Origin of the sequence: Streptomyces sp. NPDC002176 (assembly GCF_044903645.1) — a bacterium.
Taxonomy (GTDB): domain Bacteria; phylum Actinomycetota; class Actinomycetes; order Streptomycetales; family Streptomycetaceae; genus Streptomyces.
Genome location: NZ_JBJDQW010000001.1, coordinates 975,949 through 991,302 on the forward strand (window position 1 = coordinate 975,949; position 15,354 = coordinate 991,302).

Annotated in this window: 13 protein-coding genes; 1 reads left to right on the plus strand and 12 read right to left on the minus strand. The window is 72.5% G+C overall.

What is annotated here, in order from left to right:
• Positions 1 to 6: 6 nt before the first annotated feature.
• From ACI2LY_RS04280 to ACI2LY_RS04320, 9 genes are all read right to left on the minus strand, one after another.
• Positions 7 to 1,062 (minus strand): aldo/keto reductase, encoded by a 1,056-nt coding sequence (locus ACI2LY_RS04280; protein ID WP_404705781.1) that lies wholly within the window; start codon positions 1,060 to 1,062, stop codon positions 7 to 9.
• A 10-nt stretch (positions 1,063 to 1,072) separates the two neighbouring features.
• The gene (locus ACI2LY_RS04285) at positions 1,073 to 1,879 is read right to left on the minus strand and encodes a thioesterase II family protein (protein WP_404705782.1); all 807 of its coding nucleotides are present in this window, start codon (positions 1,877 to 1,879) and stop codon (positions 1,073 to 1,075) included.
• Positions 1,876 to 4,635 (minus strand): type I polyketide synthase, encoded by a 2,760-nt coding sequence (locus ACI2LY_RS04290; RefSeq protein WP_404705783.1) that lies wholly within the window; start codon positions 4,633 to 4,635, stop codon positions 1,876 to 1,878. Before ACI2LY_RS04290 ends, ACI2LY_RS04285 begins: the two co-directional genes overlap by 4 nt.
• Positions 4,628 to 5,125, minus strand: a complete 498-nt coding sequence (locus tag ACI2LY_RS04295; RefSeq protein ID WP_404705784.1) for a phosphopantetheine-binding protein — start codon at positions 5,123 to 5,125, stop codon at positions 4,628 to 4,630. The genes ACI2LY_RS04290 and ACI2LY_RS04295 overlap by 8 nt, the downstream gene beginning before the upstream one ends.
• 69 nt (positions 5,126 to 5,194) lie before the next feature.
• A complete protein-coding gene (metF, locus tag ACI2LY_RS04300) occupies positions 5,195 to 6,079 on the minus strand; it encodes a methylenetetrahydrofolate reductase [NAD(P)H] (protein WP_404705785.1) in 885 nt (294 codons plus the stop codon).
• On the minus strand, positions 6,076 to 7,056 hold the full coding sequence (locus ACI2LY_RS04305; protein ID WP_404705786.1) for a carbohydrate kinase family protein: 981 nt from the start codon (positions 7,054 to 7,056) through the stop codon (positions 6,076 to 6,078). The genes metF and ACI2LY_RS04305 overlap by 4 nt, the downstream gene beginning before the upstream one ends.
• Positions 7,057 to 7,093: 37 nt before the next feature.
• The gene (gene metK / locus ACI2LY_RS04310) at positions 7,094 to 8,317 is read right to left on the minus strand and encodes a methionine adenosyltransferase (protein WP_404705787.1); all 1,224 of its coding nucleotides are present in this window, start codon (positions 8,315 to 8,317) and stop codon (positions 7,094 to 7,096) included.
• 85 nt (positions 8,318 to 8,402) lie between these two features.
• Entirely contained in the window at positions 8,403 to 9,812 is a 1,410-nt protein-coding gene (locus ACI2LY_RS04315; protein ID WP_404705788.1) for an aldehyde dehydrogenase family protein, read from the minus strand.
• On the minus strand, positions 9,812 to 10,912 hold the full coding sequence (locus ACI2LY_RS04320) for a phenazine antibiotic biosynthesis protein (RefSeq protein ID WP_404705789.1): 1,101 nt from the start codon (positions 10,910 to 10,912) through the stop codon (positions 9,812 to 9,814). Before ACI2LY_RS04320 ends, ACI2LY_RS04315 begins: the two co-directional genes overlap by 1 nt.
• Before the next feature lie 170 nt (positions 10,913 to 11,082).
• On the opposite strand from ACI2LY_RS04320, the gene ACI2LY_RS04325 reads away from it, so the two are divergent.
• Complete coding sequence (locus ACI2LY_RS04325; protein WP_404705790.1) at positions 11,083 to 11,451, plus strand: hypothetical protein; 369 nt, start codon at positions 11,083 to 11,085, stop codon at positions 11,449 to 11,451.
• A 77-nt stretch (positions 11,452 to 11,528) separates the two neighbouring features.
• On the opposite strand, the gene ACI2LY_RS04330 is transcribed toward ACI2LY_RS04325, so the two are convergent.
• The 3 genes from ACI2LY_RS04330 to phzG form a co-directional block, all read right to left on the minus strand.
• Entirely contained in the window at positions 11,529 to 12,914 is a 1,386-nt protein-coding gene (locus ACI2LY_RS04330) for an FAD-binding oxidoreductase (RefSeq protein WP_404705791.1), read from the minus strand.
• Positions 12,915 to 12,967: 53 nt separating this feature from the next.
• The gene (locus ACI2LY_RS04335; protein WP_404705792.1) at positions 12,968 to 14,590 is read right to left on the minus strand and encodes an amino acid adenylation domain-containing protein; all 1,623 of its coding nucleotides are present in this window, start codon (positions 14,588 to 14,590) and stop codon (positions 12,968 to 12,970) included.
• Positions 14,591 to 14,668: 78 nt separating this feature from the next.
• The gene (gene phzG / locus ACI2LY_RS04340; RefSeq protein WP_404705793.1) at positions 14,669 to 15,316 is read right to left on the minus strand and encodes a phenazine biosynthesis FMN-dependent oxidase PhzG; all 648 of its coding nucleotides are present in this window, start codon (positions 15,314 to 15,316) and stop codon (positions 14,669 to 14,671) included.
• Positions 15,317 to 15,354: the final 38 nt, after the last annotated feature.

The window sequence follows — 15,354 nt, forward strand, 5'->3', positions numbered from 1 at the left end:
GGCCGGTCAGGCCACGGGGGTGGTCGGGTGGACGAACCGGGCGCCGGTGCGGCCCAGTGCGGCGTCCTGGTGGTTGGCGATCAGCTCGTAGGGCTGTCCCAGCCGGATCGCGCTGGCCTTTTCCAGCCGTTCGAACTGGTCGGTGTCGAGGGTGATGTCCAGCGCGGCGAGGTAGTCGTCGAGCTGGTCGACGGTGCGCGGGCCGATGACGGGGACCATCGCGGTGGCCGAGCGGGCCGCCCGGGCGCGCAGCCACGCCATGGCGACCTGTCCGGCGGGGGCACCGGTCTCCTCGGCGACGGCGAGCACCGCGTCGAGGACCGCGGTGCGCTGCTCGGAGTCCTCGACACGGATGGCCTGACCGTCCCAGTCGCTGAGGCGGCCACGGCGGCTCTCGCGGTACTTGCCGGTGAGCAGCCCCCCGCCGAGCGGCGACCACAGGGTGGTGCCCAGGCCCAACGCCTCGGCCATGGGGATCAGTTCGCGGTCGGCACCGCGCTCGGCGAGGCTGTACTCGAACTGGATGCCCACCAAACGGGCCGGGTACCGGAGTTCGGCGAGGGTGACAGCGCGGGAGACGCGCCAGGCGGGGAAGTTGGAGAGCCCCGCGTAGAGGATCTTGCCGGACCGGACCAGGCCGTCGAGGGCGCTCAGGATCTCCTCGACCGGGGTGACCGAGTCGGGGAGGTGGGCCCAGTAGACGTCGATGTAGTCGGTACCGAGCCGCCTGAGGCTGGCGTCGACGGACGCGCGGATGTTCTTGGCGCTGTTGCCGGTGTTGGAGATCCGGGCGCGGCCGGCGCCCAGGGTGAACTTGGTGCTGACCGTGAAGTGGTCGCGGTCGCCGCCGAGGAACTCCCCGAGCAGCTTCTCCGACTCACCGATCTGGTAGTTGTCGGCACAGTCGAGGAAGGTGCCGCCCGCCTCCGCGAACCGGTCGAAGATCTTGCGGGAGTCCTCGCGGTGGGCGCCACCGCCCCACAGGGTGCCGAAGTTGGCGGTGCCGAGGGCGTATTCGGAGACGCGCAGGCCGGTGGTGCGGCCGAAGGTGGTGTGACGCATGGGGTGTCCTCTAGTTCTTCGGGTTCTTCGCGCCCAGCGCGTCGCCGACGAGGCGCAGGAGCTCGGCCTGGGAGTGCGGGTCGCGGAAGTAGAAGTGGCCGCCGGGCAGGAGGTGCGCCGCGAAGTCCGTGCGGGTGTGGGAGGCCCAGTCGAGCTGGCGGGGGTCCTCCTCGTCCCCGGCGAAGGCGGTGATCGGGATGTCCAACGGCTCCTCGACGGCGTACTCGTGGGAGTCGGCGAGTTCGGCGTCCGCGCGCAGGTAGCGCAGCGCGAGCCGCTTGAGGTCCGGCTCCTCGTGGACGACCAGCGGCAGCGCGCCCCAGCGCTTCTCGATCTCGGCCAGCAGTTCGTCGTCCGACAGCAGATGGACGCCCTGTCGTGCGGTGAGGGGCGGCGGCTGCATGGAGGACAGCAACAGGGCGCGGGGTTGGCGCAGACCGGCCCGGCGCAGGGCGCGGGTGGTCTCGAAGGCGATCAGCGCACCCAGGCTGTGGCCGAAGAAGGCGAACTCCCGACGGCCGAAGTCGACCTGCTCGACGAGGTCGGTGACCAGGTCGGCGATCCGCCGGTACGGCGCCTCGTCCTGCCGGGGCGCGCGGCCCGGCAGCTTGACGGCCCAGAGGCGGACGCCGGGCAGGGCACCGGCCCAGCGGACGAACTCCCCCGCCGAGCCGCCCGCGTGGGCGAAGCAGTACAGGTCGATGGTGGTCTCGGTCCTGGGTCTGCGGCCGGAGAGCCAGCGGGCCCGCAGGTCCGCCGTCGTGGCCTCGGGCACCGGGCCGGTGCCGGTCGCTGTCGCGGCTCCGTCGCCGTTCATGCGGACTCCTCTTCCGTGTCCTGGTGCGGCTCGGCCAACTGCCGCTCGATCAGCGCGGCGAGGTCGGCCGCGGTCGCGGACTCGAACAGCGAGCGCATCTGGATGTCGACCGGGTAGATCTCTCTGAGCTGGGCGAAGAGCTTGACGGCGATGAGGGAGTCGCCGCCGAGTTCGAAGAAGCTCTCATCGGGTTCGATGTCGGGCAGTCCGAGGGCGTCACCGAACAGCCGCAGCACCACGCCGAGCGGAGTGTCGTCGGCGGGACGGTCCGCGGGTTCCGGTTCGCTCCCGGCGGGGGCGCTGCTCCGGGCAGCGGGCTCGTCGTCCACGGGCCGGGCGTCCTCGACGGCGGCCGGGGCGGTCCCGGTGGCCGTCTGGGCCTCCTCCGCGGGGTGGCGCACCAGGTACGGGAGCCGCTCGAAGGGGTAGGTGGGCAGCGCGACCTTGGCCCGCCGCTCGCCCTCGTGCACGCCCGCCCAGGAGACCCGGGCCCCGGACAGCCACAGCCGTCCGAGCGCTTCGTACAGGGCGGCCAGCGCGTCGCCGCCGTCGGGTCCGGCCAGCGTGCTCAGCAGGAGGTGCCGGGGGGTGTGGCCGGGCCGCTGCCGGGCGAGCCCGGTCAGGCCGGTCCCCGCGCCCACCTGGAGCAGGACGCGCTCGGGGTCGGCCAGGAGCAGGTCGAGCGCGGCGTCCGGGTCGGCCGGTCGGCGCAGCTCGTCCGCCCAGCTCTCGGCCGCGATCGGCTGCCCGGGGTCGTACTGGACGCCGTCGCCGAGGACGACGGGGATGCGGTGCGGCCGCGGAGTCAGGGACCGGACGAGTGCGCGCGCTTCGTCGTCGTCACCGCGGGTTCGGGCGGGTTCGGCGAGCAGGCGCAGCGCGTCGGTGAGCGGGAGGACCCCGGCGACGACGGCCGCGACCAGCGATCCGGTACCGGTGCCGAAGACGGCGGCCGGGCGGATGCCCCAGCGCTGCCAGAGCGCGGCCAGGGCGTACTCGAGGGCGAAGACGTAGGTGTCGCGTACCACCGGGTCGTCGGGCCAGGTCAGGCCCCGGGCCGCGTCCCGTACGTCGCGGACGAGACGGTCGTCGGCGTCGGCGAGGGCCGTGTCGAAGGCGTCCCGGAAGGCGGGCTCGGTGGTGTGCAGCCGCCATGCCTCGGCCGGGCCGATCCGTCCGGGGAAGAGGAACACCACGGGCCGCTCCCGCGGGGGTTCGGCCGAGTGGGCCGGTGCGCGGACCGGGCCGTCGCCGGTGACGGTGAAGGCGCGGTACTCGTGCTCGCGTCGGCCGGTCTGGAGGGTCCAGGCGATGTCCGCGTGCGCGGCGGGGGCCGTGTCGGCCAGGTGGTCGTCGAACCGGGCCAGCCGGGTGCGCAGCGCGGAGGGGGTGCGCGCGGAGTGCACCAGCAGGTGGGCGCGGCGTTCGGACTCGCACGGCGGGCGCGGCGGTGCCTCCTCCAGGACCAGGTGGGCGTTGACACCGCCGACGGCGAAGGAGCTGACCCCGGCGCGGCGGGGGAAGCCGTCGGGTGCCCAGTCGGTGAGTGCGGTGGCGACCCGGAAGGGGCTGCTCGCGAAGTCGATCTGGGGGTTGGGCTCGGCGAAGTGCAGGCTCGCCGGGATCTGCCGGTGGCCGAGCGCGAGAACGGTCTTGACGAAGCCCGCGGCGCCCGCGGCGGCGTCGGCGTGCCCGATGTTGGTCTTCACCGAGCCGATGGCGCAGAAACCCTGGTCGTCGGTGTCGCCCCGGAATGCCTGGGTGAGGGCCGTGACCTCGATCGGGTCCCCCAGCGGGGTGGCGGTCCCGTGGGCTTCCACGTACGTGATGGTGCGGGCGTCGGTGCCCGCGGTCAGCTGTGCCTCCCGGACCGCGGCGGCCTGCCCGGCGAGGGTGGGTGCGGTGAAGCCGATCCGGCCCGAGCCGTCGTTGGTCACCGCCGAGCCGCGGACGACGGCGCGGATGTGGTCGCCGTCGGCCAGCGCGTCGGAGAGGCGCTTGAGGACGACGACGCCGACTCCGTTGCCCGCGACCGTCCCGTCCCCCCGTGCGTCGAAGGCGCGGCAGACGCCGTCGGGTGCCAGTGTTCCGTCGGGGCCCGACCAGGTGATCTTCTTCGGCGGTACGTGCACGGCGACGCCGCCCGCCAGGGCCATGTCGCAGTCACCGGCGAGGAGGCCGCGTCCGGCCGTGTGGATGGCGACGAGGGCGGTGGCGCAGGCCGACTGCACGGCGACGGCCGGGCCCCGCAGGCCGAGGCGCTCGGCGGTGCGGGAGACCAGGAAGTCGGGCGCGGTGCCGAGGACGATGTCCTCCTCGGTGACCCCGGGGAGCTGGGCGAGCTGGGCCGAGAGGGCTTCGGCGTACCGGGTCTCGGTGCAGCCGCCGTAGACGCCGATGGCGCCGGGGAAGCGGTCGGGGTCGGCGCCCGCGTCCTCCAGGGCGGCGACCGCGCATTCCAGGAACACCCGGTGCTGCGGGTCGATCAGGAACGCCTCTCTGGCGGAATATCCGAAATAGTCGGCGTCGAACCACTCCGCGCTGTCCAGTCGGCCGCGGGACGGCACATAGGTCAGGTCTCCGCCGTCGGCCCCACCGCCCGGGACGACCTGGGGAACGTCGCGGGTGACCGAATCGATTCCGGCCGAGAGGTTGGCCCAGAATTCGTCGAGGTCGACGGCTCCGGGAAAGCGCCCGGCCATTCCGACGACGGCGATGAAGCCGTCGGCACCTTCCTGGTTCTCGATGTCACTCACCGAATTCTCCACGGCTTTCCGGGGTGTTTCCGTCGAGCTGGGCACGCCGCGTTCCCAGTCGGCTCAGCCGGCCGGCAGGGCGACGTCGGCCGTCGGTGACAGCGGCGGCCGGGGTCACCTCCTCGGTCGCCAGCCGGTGCGCGAGGGACCGGACGGTCGGGTGCGTGAAGAACTCGATGAGCTCGATGTTCTTCCCCGTGCGCCGCAGCACCCGCTCCTGGACCGTCTGGAGAAGCAGGGAGTGCCCGCCCAGATCGAAGAAGTTGTCCTCGACACCCACCGCGGGGACTTCCAGGACCTCGCACCAGATCTCGGCGACGACGGCCGCGAAATCTTTTTCCGGTGGATTCGCATGGGATGCGTGCACGCCACTCCTCCCCCTTCGGATCGCCCGTTCGGCGTCTTCCGTAGAATCATCTGCCGCCCCCGGGGAAGTGTCCAATAACGACTTTCCCTGGCGGGTAGAACGGTCCTTTATGGCAATGGGCATGAAACAGCGGCACCACCCGGCCGGGATTTCCGGAATCGAGAATTCCGTGCCGGGTCGCGCCGCTGAGGGTCAGGCGTCGACGCCCTGGGCGGCCAGCACCGCGCGGTGGATGTCGAGCGTCGCCGTGGACCGGTTCAGGGTGATGTAGTGCAACCCCGGCGCCCCTTCGGCGAGCAGCCGTTCGCACATCCCGGCGGCGTACTCCACGCCGATGGCGCGGCCCTCGGCGGGCCGGTCGCGCGCGGCGTCGAGCCGACGGGCCAGTTCCGCCGGGAAGGCCGCGTCACTGAGCTCCGCGAAGCGGCGGATCTGGCGTACGTCGGTCGCGGGCATGATCTCCGGGATGATCGGGATGTCGCAGCGGGCGGCCGCCACGCGATCGCGCAGCCGCAGGTAGTCCTCGACGTCGAAGAACATCTGGGTGACGGCGTAGTCGGCGCCCGCCCGGCACTTGGCGACGAAGTGCCGGATCTCGCTGTCCCAGTCGGCGGAGCGCGGATGGCGTTCCGGGAACGCCGCCACGCCGACGCTGAACGCCCCGGCCTCCCGGACGAGGGTGACCAGCTCGTGGGCGTACGTGAAGCCCTCCGGGTGCGGCACCCACGGCCCCCTCGGGTCCCCCGGCGGGTCCCCGCGCAGGACCATGACGTCCCGTACCCCCGCGTCCGCGTACTGGCCGATGACGCGGCGCAGTTCGGCCCGGGAGTGCCCCACCGCGGTGAGATGGGCCACCGGCCGCAAGGTGGTGTCGGACGCGATCCGCTTCGTCAGTCCGACGGTCCGGTCACGGGACGACCCGCCCGCCCCGTACGTGACGGAGACGAAGGTGGGGGCCAGTGCCTCGATCCGCCGGATGGCGTCCCACACCTGGGATTCCCCGGCCTCCGTCCGGGGCGGGAAGAACTCGAAGGAGAACGACCGGGTGCCGGAGGCGAGCGTCTCGCGCAACGTCATGCGTGCCGCCCGAAGGCGGGCCGCAGCTCCTCGGCCGCCGCCGCTCCGTACACGTCGTGCACGCGCGCGGCCAGCAGGTCCGGGTCGGCCGGGTAGCCCTGGGGGCCGACGGTGTCCAGCACGGACGCGGCCACGGCGCAGCCGAGCCGGCCGGCCGCCACCGAGGGCAGTCCGGCGGCGACGGCCGCGAGGAAGCCCGCGCGGAATCCGTCTCCGGCCCCGGTCGGATCGGTGACGTGACCGCACGGCACGGCCGGGACGAGCAGCACGGACTCCCCCGCGCGCTCGATCCGCACGCCGCGCTCGCCGAGCGTCGTCACCCAGGTGCCGACGCGCTCGAGGATGTCGTCGTGGGTACGGCCGACGCGCTCGGCCAGGAGCGCGGCCTCGTACTCGTTGGTGAACAGCCAGGTGGCGCCGTCGACCAGTTCGGTGGCCTCCTCGCCGGTCAGCCGCGCGAGCTGCTGCGAGGGGTCGGCGGCGAAGGGGATGCCCAGGTCCCCGGCCTGCCGGGTGTGGCGGAGCATCGCCGCCGGATCGTTCGCGCAGACCAGGACGAGGTCGGGGCGGTCCTGTGCCGTGACCGCCGCGAGGTCGATCTCGCGGGCCTCGCTCATCGCACCCGTGTAGAAGGCGGCGATCTGGTTGTTGTCCTGGTCCGTGAGGCAGACGAACCGGGCGGTCTGCGCCGTGTCCGACACCCGGACCGCGCTCGTGTCGACGCCGTGCTCCTTCAGCCATGCCTCGTACGGGCCGAAGTCGAGGCCGACGGACCCGACCAGCAGCGGGGGAAGTCCCAGCCGTCCGAGGCCGTAGGCGATGTTGGCCGCCACGCCGCCGCGGCGCACCTCCAGGTCGTCGACCAGGAAGGACAACGAGATGTGGGCGAGCTGATCGGGGATCAGCTGGTCGGTGAAACGGCCGGGGAAGGCCATGAGATGGTCGGTCGCGATCGACCCTGACACCGCTATCCGCATCGCTGCGCGCTCCCGTCGAGTCTCGTCCCGTGGCCGGTCACACGCCCGCGGCCCGGCGCAGGGCGTCGACGCGGTCGGTGCGCTCCCAGGTGAAGTCGGGGGTCTCGCGGCCGAAGTGGCCGTAGGCGGCGGTCTGGGCGTAGATCGGACGCAGCAGGTCGAGGTCGCGGATGATCGCGGCCGGGCGGAGGTCGAAGACCTCGTCGATGGCCTTCTCGATCTTCTCGGGCTCGATCTTGGCGGTGCCGAAGGTCTCCACGAACAGACCGACCGGCTCGGCCTTGCCGATCGCGTACGCGACCTGGACCTCGCAGCGCGAGGCGAGGCCCGCCGCCACGACGTTCTTGGCGACCCAGCGCATGGCGTAGGCGGCCGAACGGTCCACCTTCGACGGGTCCTTGCCCGAGAAGGCGCCGCCGCCGTGGCGGGCCATGCCGCCGTACGTGTCGATGATGATCTTGCGGCCGGTCAGACCCGCGTCACCCATCGGGCCGCCGATCTCGAAGCGGCCGGTCGGGTTCACCAGGAGCCGGTGACCGGCGGTCTCCAGCTTGATGCCGTCCTCCTCGAGCAGGCGCAGGACGTGCTCGACGACGTGCTCCCGGATGTCCGGGGTGAGCAGCGACTCCAGGTCGATGTCGCTCGCGTGCTGCGAGGACACGACGACGGTGTCCAGGCGGACGGCCTTGTCGTCGTCGTACTCGATGGTGACCTGTGTCTTGCCGTCGGGGCGCAGGTAGGGGATGGTCCCGTTCTTGCGGACCTCGGTCAGGCGGCGGGAGAGCCGGTGGGCGAGGTGGATGGGGAGCGGCATCAACTCGGGGGTCTCGTCGGACGCGTAGCCGAACATCAGGCCCTGGTCGCCCGCGCCCTGCCTGTCCAGCTCATCGCCTTGGTCTTCGCGGGAGGCACCCTCGACCCGGCTCTCGTACGCCGTGTCGACGCCCTGCGCGATGTCCGGGGACTGCGCGCCGATGGAGACCTCGACCCCGCAGGACGCCCCGTCGAAGCCCTTCTGCGAGGAGTCGTAGCCGATCTCCAGGATCTTGTGGCGGACCAGCGTCGGGATGTCGGCGTACGCCTTGGTCGTCACCTCGCCGGCGACATGGACCAGTCCGGTGGTGATCAGCGTCTCGACGGCGACGCGCGAGGAGGGGTCCTGGCGCAGTAGCGCGTCGAGGATCGTGTCGCTGATCTGGTCAGCGATCTTGTCGGGGTGACCTTCGGTCACGGACTCCGAGGTGAACAGGCGACGGGACACAACGCTCCCCAGGTTTGCGGCGGCTGCCGACTCGACAGTGCTTCCGGCCGCCCGGCGGGCGGACGGCTGGTTCGTCCGCGGCCGCTCAGGCGCGGACGACGGTCTTGCTGCGCATCAGGAACTCGCCCAGATAGCCGTCGTGCGGCAGACCCGGGCGGTGCCAATGGGTGGCATGGCTGCCCACGTGCAGATTGCTGATCGTCGGTTCGTCGATCAGCGTCTGTACGAGGTCCTCGTCCTCGGTGACGACGGTCAGGACCAGGGTGTCGAGGAACGGCTCGACGCCGTCCTCCCGGCTCCACGGCCCCACCCACACGCAGGGGAACGGGACTTCGGCGGCGAGCTGGGTGGCGTCGGCCGAGGCGACCTGGTGGACGGCCGGGCGCAACACGGCGCTGCCGTCGCCGAGTTCGTCGACGAACCCGGTCCCGCCGAGCCACGCGCGGGTGCCCTGGGCCCGGTCGAGCACGAACTTCTCCAGGGCCCGCGCCGCCTTGGTGCTCTGCACCGGCAGGACGGCCTTCTCGTCGTCGTGCGGCAGGCTGGGCAGGGCGGCCAGCCGTTCGGCGATCGCGCCCGCGAGCGGGGCCGGGTCGCCCTCGACCAGTACGGCGGTGGCGTTGACACAGCCGGTACCGGCGTGCCGCGTCACCGAGTCGATGATCATGTCGAGGTGGTCGCGCCAGTCGGTGTCCGCGGTCAGCAGGATCTTCGAGCGGCCCGGCCGCAGGGAGAGCACTCCGGGGTCGTCGGCGTACTGCCGGATGATCTCGTCACCGCCGTAGGCGAGGTCCGCACCGCGCACGATGGCGTCGGCCGCCTCGTGGCCGCAGGGCAGCAGGACGACGTGGTCGCCGCCGAACCCGGCCTCGCGCAGGGCCAGGACCAGGCGGTGCGCGGTGAACGGCTCGCGGACGGCGGGGCGCACGGCGACCCGGTACCCCAGCGCGAGCGCCTCCGGCCAGAACCCGTGGGTGCCGGGATGGTTGCCGGGCACATGGACGGCGAGCACCTCACCGCGCCGGGTCCACACGGCCTGCGAGGTGCGCACCAGCGGGTCGCGCCAGTCGGACACCGCGCCCGCGGGCCGGGCCAGTTGGACGCCGCGGTAGGAGTGCGCGACGCGATCGGCGCAGGTCGCGGTGGCGACCCGGACGACCTCGACGGGCAGGCCGGAGACACGGCTGACGGCCGCCTCGTACTCCCGCACCGTCAGCCCGCCGAGCGTCGCCGTGCGGAACAGCTCGGCCGCGCGGGCCAGGACCCCGGCCCGCTCGGCGGCGGGCAGCGGGGACGCGGCGTGCAGGGCCTTCATCGCCCGGTTGACGTAGAGCGCGGGCACCTGGCTCATCTCGGCCATGACCGCGCCGGTCACGTCGGTGATCTCCTGGCGGCTGTGGGCGCGGTACGGCCCGGCCGGGCCGAGCGCGTCCAGGACGGGCGTACCGGGGCCCTGGTCGCCCTCCGCCGTCGGCTGCGGCTGTTCGGCGGTCATCAGTAGACCCCCTCGATGACGGCCTCGTCGTCGAAGCGGGCGACCGGGGCGATGCCCGCGGCCGAGTCCCCGCGGCGGCCCTCGGGCGCGGGAACCCTGATCGCGGTGTCGCGCTCCAGGTTGTTGGGCAGCAGCAGCGCCTTGCTGACGTGGTGCATGACGACCTGGCCGCGCTCGCCGTAGGCCACCGGCTCCCGGGTGGCGGGGTCCACGACCTGGAAGGTGATGTACGGGGAGAAGGTGTCGAAGACGCACGGCGTGCCCAGCGGGGTGCCGTGGCGCTGACCCGCTATGCCGAGGATCATCGTGCTGCCGTAGTGCCCGTAGAGCGTGGCCTCGGGGAAGATCTCGGTGCGGTAGAGGGCCTCGGTGTCCGGGTCCAGCTGGGTGCCGCCCCAGCGGATCGCCTTCACCTTGCGGTTGATGAGCTCGACGAGTTCCTCGCGCTGGGCGATGCGCTCCAGCAGCGGCGGGGTCACGGTCATCACGCCGATGTCCTGGGTGCGCAGGATGTGGGCGGCCTGGTCGATGACGTGCTCGGCATAGGCGTCGGCCTGCCGTCCCTCGCCCGCCGCGATCACGCGCTTGACCCAGCGCGGGTCGAGGTCGACCTGGAAGGCGTACCGGCCGTGGGTGCGGGCCGAGCGCCGGAAGATCTCGCCGACGACATGGGGGCCGGACGGGGTGATGCCGAGCCAGTCGACGCCGCGCGGGAAGCCGTGCACGTCGAGGTTGGCGTTGCTCCAGCCGACCAGCTTCTCCATCCAGTCGGCCGGGCAGACCACCCGCTTGGGCGCGCCCGTGGTGCCTCCGCTCTCGAAGACGCCGAGGATGTCGGGGTGTTGGCCGTAGCCGCGGGGCACCAGGTCGGCCGCGGGCACGTCCCGCAGCTCGTTGGCGACGTTCGGGAAGAGGGCCAGATCGGCGTGGCCCTTGACGTCCGACAGGGGGTTGAAGTCGAGGGTCCGGGCCCGCTCCAGCCAGAACGGCGACCCCGTCTCCGGACCGAAGTGCCACTCCATCGCCGCCCGCACCAGGTCGTCGGGGTCCGGGTCCGCGTCGTACGGCAGATCCAGGATCGACAGATCGGTTGGCGCCACTCGTCCTCCAATGTCAGCGGCCGGCATGGCCGGGGGCCGGACAGGTCTCCCTCATTCGATCAGCGCCCTGCCGCCGATGCCTGAGTAGCGGCTACTCAATTCCCGCTTTCCGTAAGCCGATCGACTGAGTACCCGGCATCCGAATGCCACCCGGCCCATAAGCTGGCGTCATGAAGGCAATGATCGCGTGGTGGGACCTCACCGATTCGCAGCAGACCGCGAGTTCACTCAGAGATTTCATCCGGAAGGAGTCGGAACACTGGACGGGCATTCCCGGCCTGCTCCTGAAGGTCTGGCTGTCGGACCCGGAGGCGGGCCGCTGGGGCGCCCTCCTGCTGTGGGAGTCGGAAGAAGCCGCCCGAGCTGCGGTGTTACCCCGCAGTCCGGCCGAACTGATCGGCCACCCGGTGGACTTCCGGGCCTGGTTCGACGTGGAGGCGACGGCCGAGGGAGTGCATTCCCTGCGTTCTCTGGGCGGTATGGGACCGGCCCTGGACGGCCTCGCACTCATGGGCGCCGAGGAATACCCCGCAGAATAAGGGTACATGGCGAATTGGCGCCCCGGAATTCCGGGGCGCCGCTCACACGGAAGGCGATCCTTCGGCTGCCGCTACGCTCAGCCCACCGGCTCGATATTGCGATTGCAGCAGAACATATTGGCGGGGTCGATCTCGGACTTCAGCACGGTGAGCCGACGATGGTCGGCCGCTTCCCAGAAGTCCGTGGCCGGGGCGGCCGGAGCGCCCTCCGCGCACCCCCCGTACACCAGGCTCTGGAACCGGCCGCCGACGGACTCGGCGGCGAGCGTCCCGAGCACCTTCTCTCCGGCACCGCGCGCCTCGTCCGGTGTCGCGCCCATCAGCGGCATGAGCACGCGCAGGAGGTAGCGGGCCGACCGGTGTCCCACCGCGTTGGGGACCTCGGCCGGGCGCCCGAGCGCCCCGCCCAGATGGCGCACGTCGAGGACGCACGGGACGGGCGAGCCGGGCCCCACCAACTCGGTGACCTCGGCGGCCTGTTCGGGGCCGAAGGCGCGCAACAGCAGGTTGTCGCCCTGGTAGGCGTGCGGCTGCGGTGGATCGTCGTAGATGGCGCCGCACTCGGTGTACGGCATCTCCGCGACGCTGTCGGACAGCCGGGGCCCGAGTGCCCGGAGCGGAGCGACCAGTCGCTCGCCCGCGCGGGAGTCCCCGGTGTACGCGACGCGTACGTGGGCCACGAACCGGCCGCGCAGCACAGGCGGGAAGAAGGGCAGGTCCGGGTAGGCGAGCAGCGACACCGAGGAGGTCAGCCGCTCCGGGAGGCCCTCGGTCCAGCGCAGGTAGGCGGCGAGCAGGTCCGGGGTCCGGGCGAGGTCGAAGACCAGCTCGCCGCCGTACAGCCGACTGACCGGGACCAGGTCGATCTCCATCCCGGTGACCACGCCGAAGTTCGCACCGGCGCCGCGCAGCGCCCAGAACAGCTCGGGGTCGGTGTCCGCGGTGACGTGGCGTGGTCGGCCGTCGGCCGTGACGATGTCGATCGACCGCACCCGGTCCGCGGCGTAGCCGAACTCCCTTGCCAGCAGCCCGAGTCCACCGCCGAGGATGTAGCCGACCGCGCCGACGCCGGGCGCGGACCCGTTGAGGGGGGCCAGGCCGTGGCGGGCCGCCGCGTCGATGATGTCGGCGAAGCGGGCGCCCGCTCCGATCCGTGCCGTGCGGGCCGGGGCGTCGACCGTGACCTCCGACAGACCGGCGGTGCTGATGAGCACGCCGCCGTCGGTCGCGACCGCGAGTCCGTGCCCGGTCGCCTGGACCGCCACCGGCAGACCCTGGGCGGCGGCGTACCGCACCGCGGCCACCACGTCCTCGGGGTCGGCCGCGTCCACCAGCACGGAGGGCCGGTGCCGGTAGGCGGTCTGGAAGCCCGCGCACCGGGCGGCGAAGGTGTCGTCGCCCGGCAGCAGCACCTCACCCCGCACGCCGTCGCGCAGGGCCGCGATCGCGGCAGCGTCGTTCATCTGCGGTGTCCCTTTCTGGTCCGAGTTCTGGTCCGCGTTCTGGTCCGAGGCGTTCACAGGAGGATGGGCTCCAGCTCCCCCGAGACGACCCGCGTGCGCAGCGCCTTGCGGTCGACCTTGCCGTTGTCGTTCAGCGGGAAGGCGTCCAGCAGGTGGTAGGTCAGCGGGATCATGTACGGGGGCAGCGTCCGGCGCAGCTCCTCGTCCACGTCGTAGACGTCGAGCCCGTCGCCCGCCAGGATGCCCGCGAGGACCGTCACGCCCTCCTCGTCGCCCGGGACGGCGACGACGACGGCCTGGTCGACGCGCTGCTGCCGCAGCAGATGCGCCTCCACCTCGCCCGTCTCGATGCGGTGGCCGAGGATCTTCACCTGGGTGTCCGTCCGGCCCACGTAGCCGTACTCGCCGCTGTCCATGCGGCGCACGAGGTCGCCGGTGCGGTACCAGCGGTGGTCGGCGCCGTACGCCGACGCAAGGGTGTGGAAGGCGTTCTCGGTCTGCTCGGGGGCGTTCAGGTAGCCCTCGAAGACCTGGCGGCCGGAGAGGCACAGTTCGCCGGTCTCGCCGTGCGGAACCGGGCTGCCGTCCTCCGCGAGCACGGCGGCGGCCATGCCCGGGTAGGGGGAGCCGATCGCGACGACGCCGTTGACGACGCCCGCCGGTGAGGTCTTCGGGTTCCAGCGGTGCACCAGGCAGGCGATGGTCGCCTCGGTCGGCCCGTACAGGTTCTCCACCACGGACCCGGACGCGGCCTCCTGCCAGGCGCGGGCGGTGTCGGCGGGCAGCGCCTCGCCGCAGAACAGGCTCCAGCGGAGCGAGGGCAGGCTGTCCGGCGTCAGCGCGCCACGCCGGTGCTGGAGCACCGCCACCGACGGCACCGAGAACCAGACGGTGATGTCATGGGCGCGGACGAACTCCAGCGGCGTCATCAGGTCGAAGGTGTCCATCGGGACCAGGCAGCCGCCGCTGCCCCACGCCATGAACAGGTCGAATACCGACAGGTCGAAGGTCTGGTCGAAGGTGTTCGTGAAGCGGTCGTCCGCCGTGAAGGCGTAGCGCTCGGTGTTGGCGGACAGGAACGCGGCCGCGTTGGCGTGCGAGATGGGGACGCCCTTGGGGGAGCCCGTGGTACCGGAGGTGAAGAGCAGATAGGCGTTGTCCTCAGGAGCGACCGGCACCGGCTCGGCCAGCGGGACGGGGGCTTCGACGTCGGCGCGGGTGAGGACCCGTATCTCCGCGGGGAGGTTGCCGGGCGCCTCGTCGGTCTCCGGCAGCACCACCAGCGGGACGCCCGACGGAGCGTCGGCCAGACCGTCCAGCAGCGGCCCGAGTTGGGCGAGGGAGCCCGCGTCGGCCAGTACGACGTCGGCCTCGGCACGCTCCAGGACGTCGCGGTTGCGGGCGGCGGGGTACTTCTTGTTCAGGGGCACCACGGTCGCCCCCGCGTACAGGGCGGCCAGGAATCCCGCGTAGGTGACGATGCTGCGATGGCCGAGGATGGCCACGCGCTTCGGCCGTGTCACCTGCCGCGCCAGGACCGCGGCCCAGCGGCGGACGATGCCGTCCAGTTCCCGGTAGGTCCAGGTCTGCCCGTGCAGGGTCAGAGCGGGGTTGTCCGGGACGCGCCGGGCCGATGCCTGGAATCCGGAGTGGAGAAGGGGGGCGGCTGACTGCATGGTGTACTCGCGTTCCGCTTCGATGGGTTCGACGGGTCCTGCGGAGTGCCGGGCTCCAGGGGTGCGGCCGGGGGCCGGTCAGGGCTGGAGGCGGCCGACGCGCCAGCCTTCGCCGTCGCGGTCGTACCGCAGCCGTTCGTGCAGCCGGTCCGTGCCGTTGGCCCAGAACTCCACGCTGCCGTACCGCAGTTCGTAGGCGGCGAAGCCCTCCGGGCAGGGCAGCGGCCGACCGGTCCGGCCCAGCTCGAGGGCCCGCTCACGCAGCGCCTTCACGTCGTCGAGGCCGCCCGCCGGGGAGCTCTGCCGGGACGCGGTCGTCATGGCGTGGGTGTACAGGGGGCGTGCGTGCCACATCGCCTCGGCCTCCGCCCGGGGCAGCCGCACGACGGGTCCGTCGACGACGATCTGCTGGCTGGTCTCGCGCCAGTACAGCAGGCCCGAGGCCCACGGGTTGGCCGCCATCTCGCGTCCCTTGCGGCTGTGTTCGTGCGTGATGAACACGAGCCCGGTGTCGGTCACCCGGTTGATCACCACGACGCGGGTCGAGGGTCGGCCGGCCGCGTCGGCGGTGGCCAGCGCCAGCGCCCGCGGCTCGCGGACCTCGGCGCGGGCCGCGTCGGCGAGCCATGTGCGCAGCAGGCCCACCGGCTCGGCGGGCGGATGCCCGTACTCGGGGAAGGGGACCTCGACGGTCCCGGTCATGCTCTCCGACCTGGTACTGCTCATGGCTGTCTCCGAAGTGCCGGTGCTGCGGGGGGACGGGC

Coding starts and splice junctions, on each gene's coding strand:
- metF (WP_404705785.1), bottom strand. CDS start 6,079: ATGACGTTGCGCGAGACGCTCGCCTCCGGCACCCGGTCGTTCTCCTTC.
- phzG (WP_404705793.1), bottom strand. CDS start 15,316: ATGAGCAGTACCAGGTCGGAGAGCATGACCGGGACCGTCGAGGTCCCC.
- ACI2LY_RS04285 (WP_404705782.1), bottom strand. CDS start 1,879: ATGAACGGCGACGGAGCCGCGACAGCGACCGGCACCGGCCCGGTGCCC.
- ACI2LY_RS04335 (WP_404705792.1), bottom strand. CDS start 14,590: ATGCAGTCAGCCGCCCCCCTTCTCCACTCCGGATTCCAGGCATCGGCC.
- ACI2LY_RS04315 (WP_404705788.1), bottom strand. CDS start 9,812: ATGACCGCCGAACAGCCGCAGCCGACGGCGGAGGGCGACCAGGGCCCC.
- ACI2LY_RS04325 (WP_404705790.1), top strand. CDS start 11,083: ATGAAGGCAATGATCGCGTGGTGGGACCTCACCGATTCGCAGCAGACC.
- ACI2LY_RS04280 (WP_404705781.1), bottom strand. CDS start 1,062: ATGCGTCACACCACCTTCGGCCGCACCACCGGCCTGCGCGTCTCCGAA.
- ACI2LY_RS04295 (WP_404705784.1), bottom strand. CDS start 5,125: ATGCCCATTGCCATAAAGGACCGTTCTACCCGCCAGGGAAAGTCGTTA.
- ACI2LY_RS04330 (WP_404705791.1), bottom strand. CDS start 12,914: ATGAACGACGCTGCCGCGATCGCGGCCCTGCGCGACGGCGTGCGGGGT.
- ACI2LY_RS04305 (WP_404705786.1), bottom strand. CDS start 7,056: ATGCGGATAGCGGTGTCAGGGTCGATCGCGACCGACCATCTCATGGCC.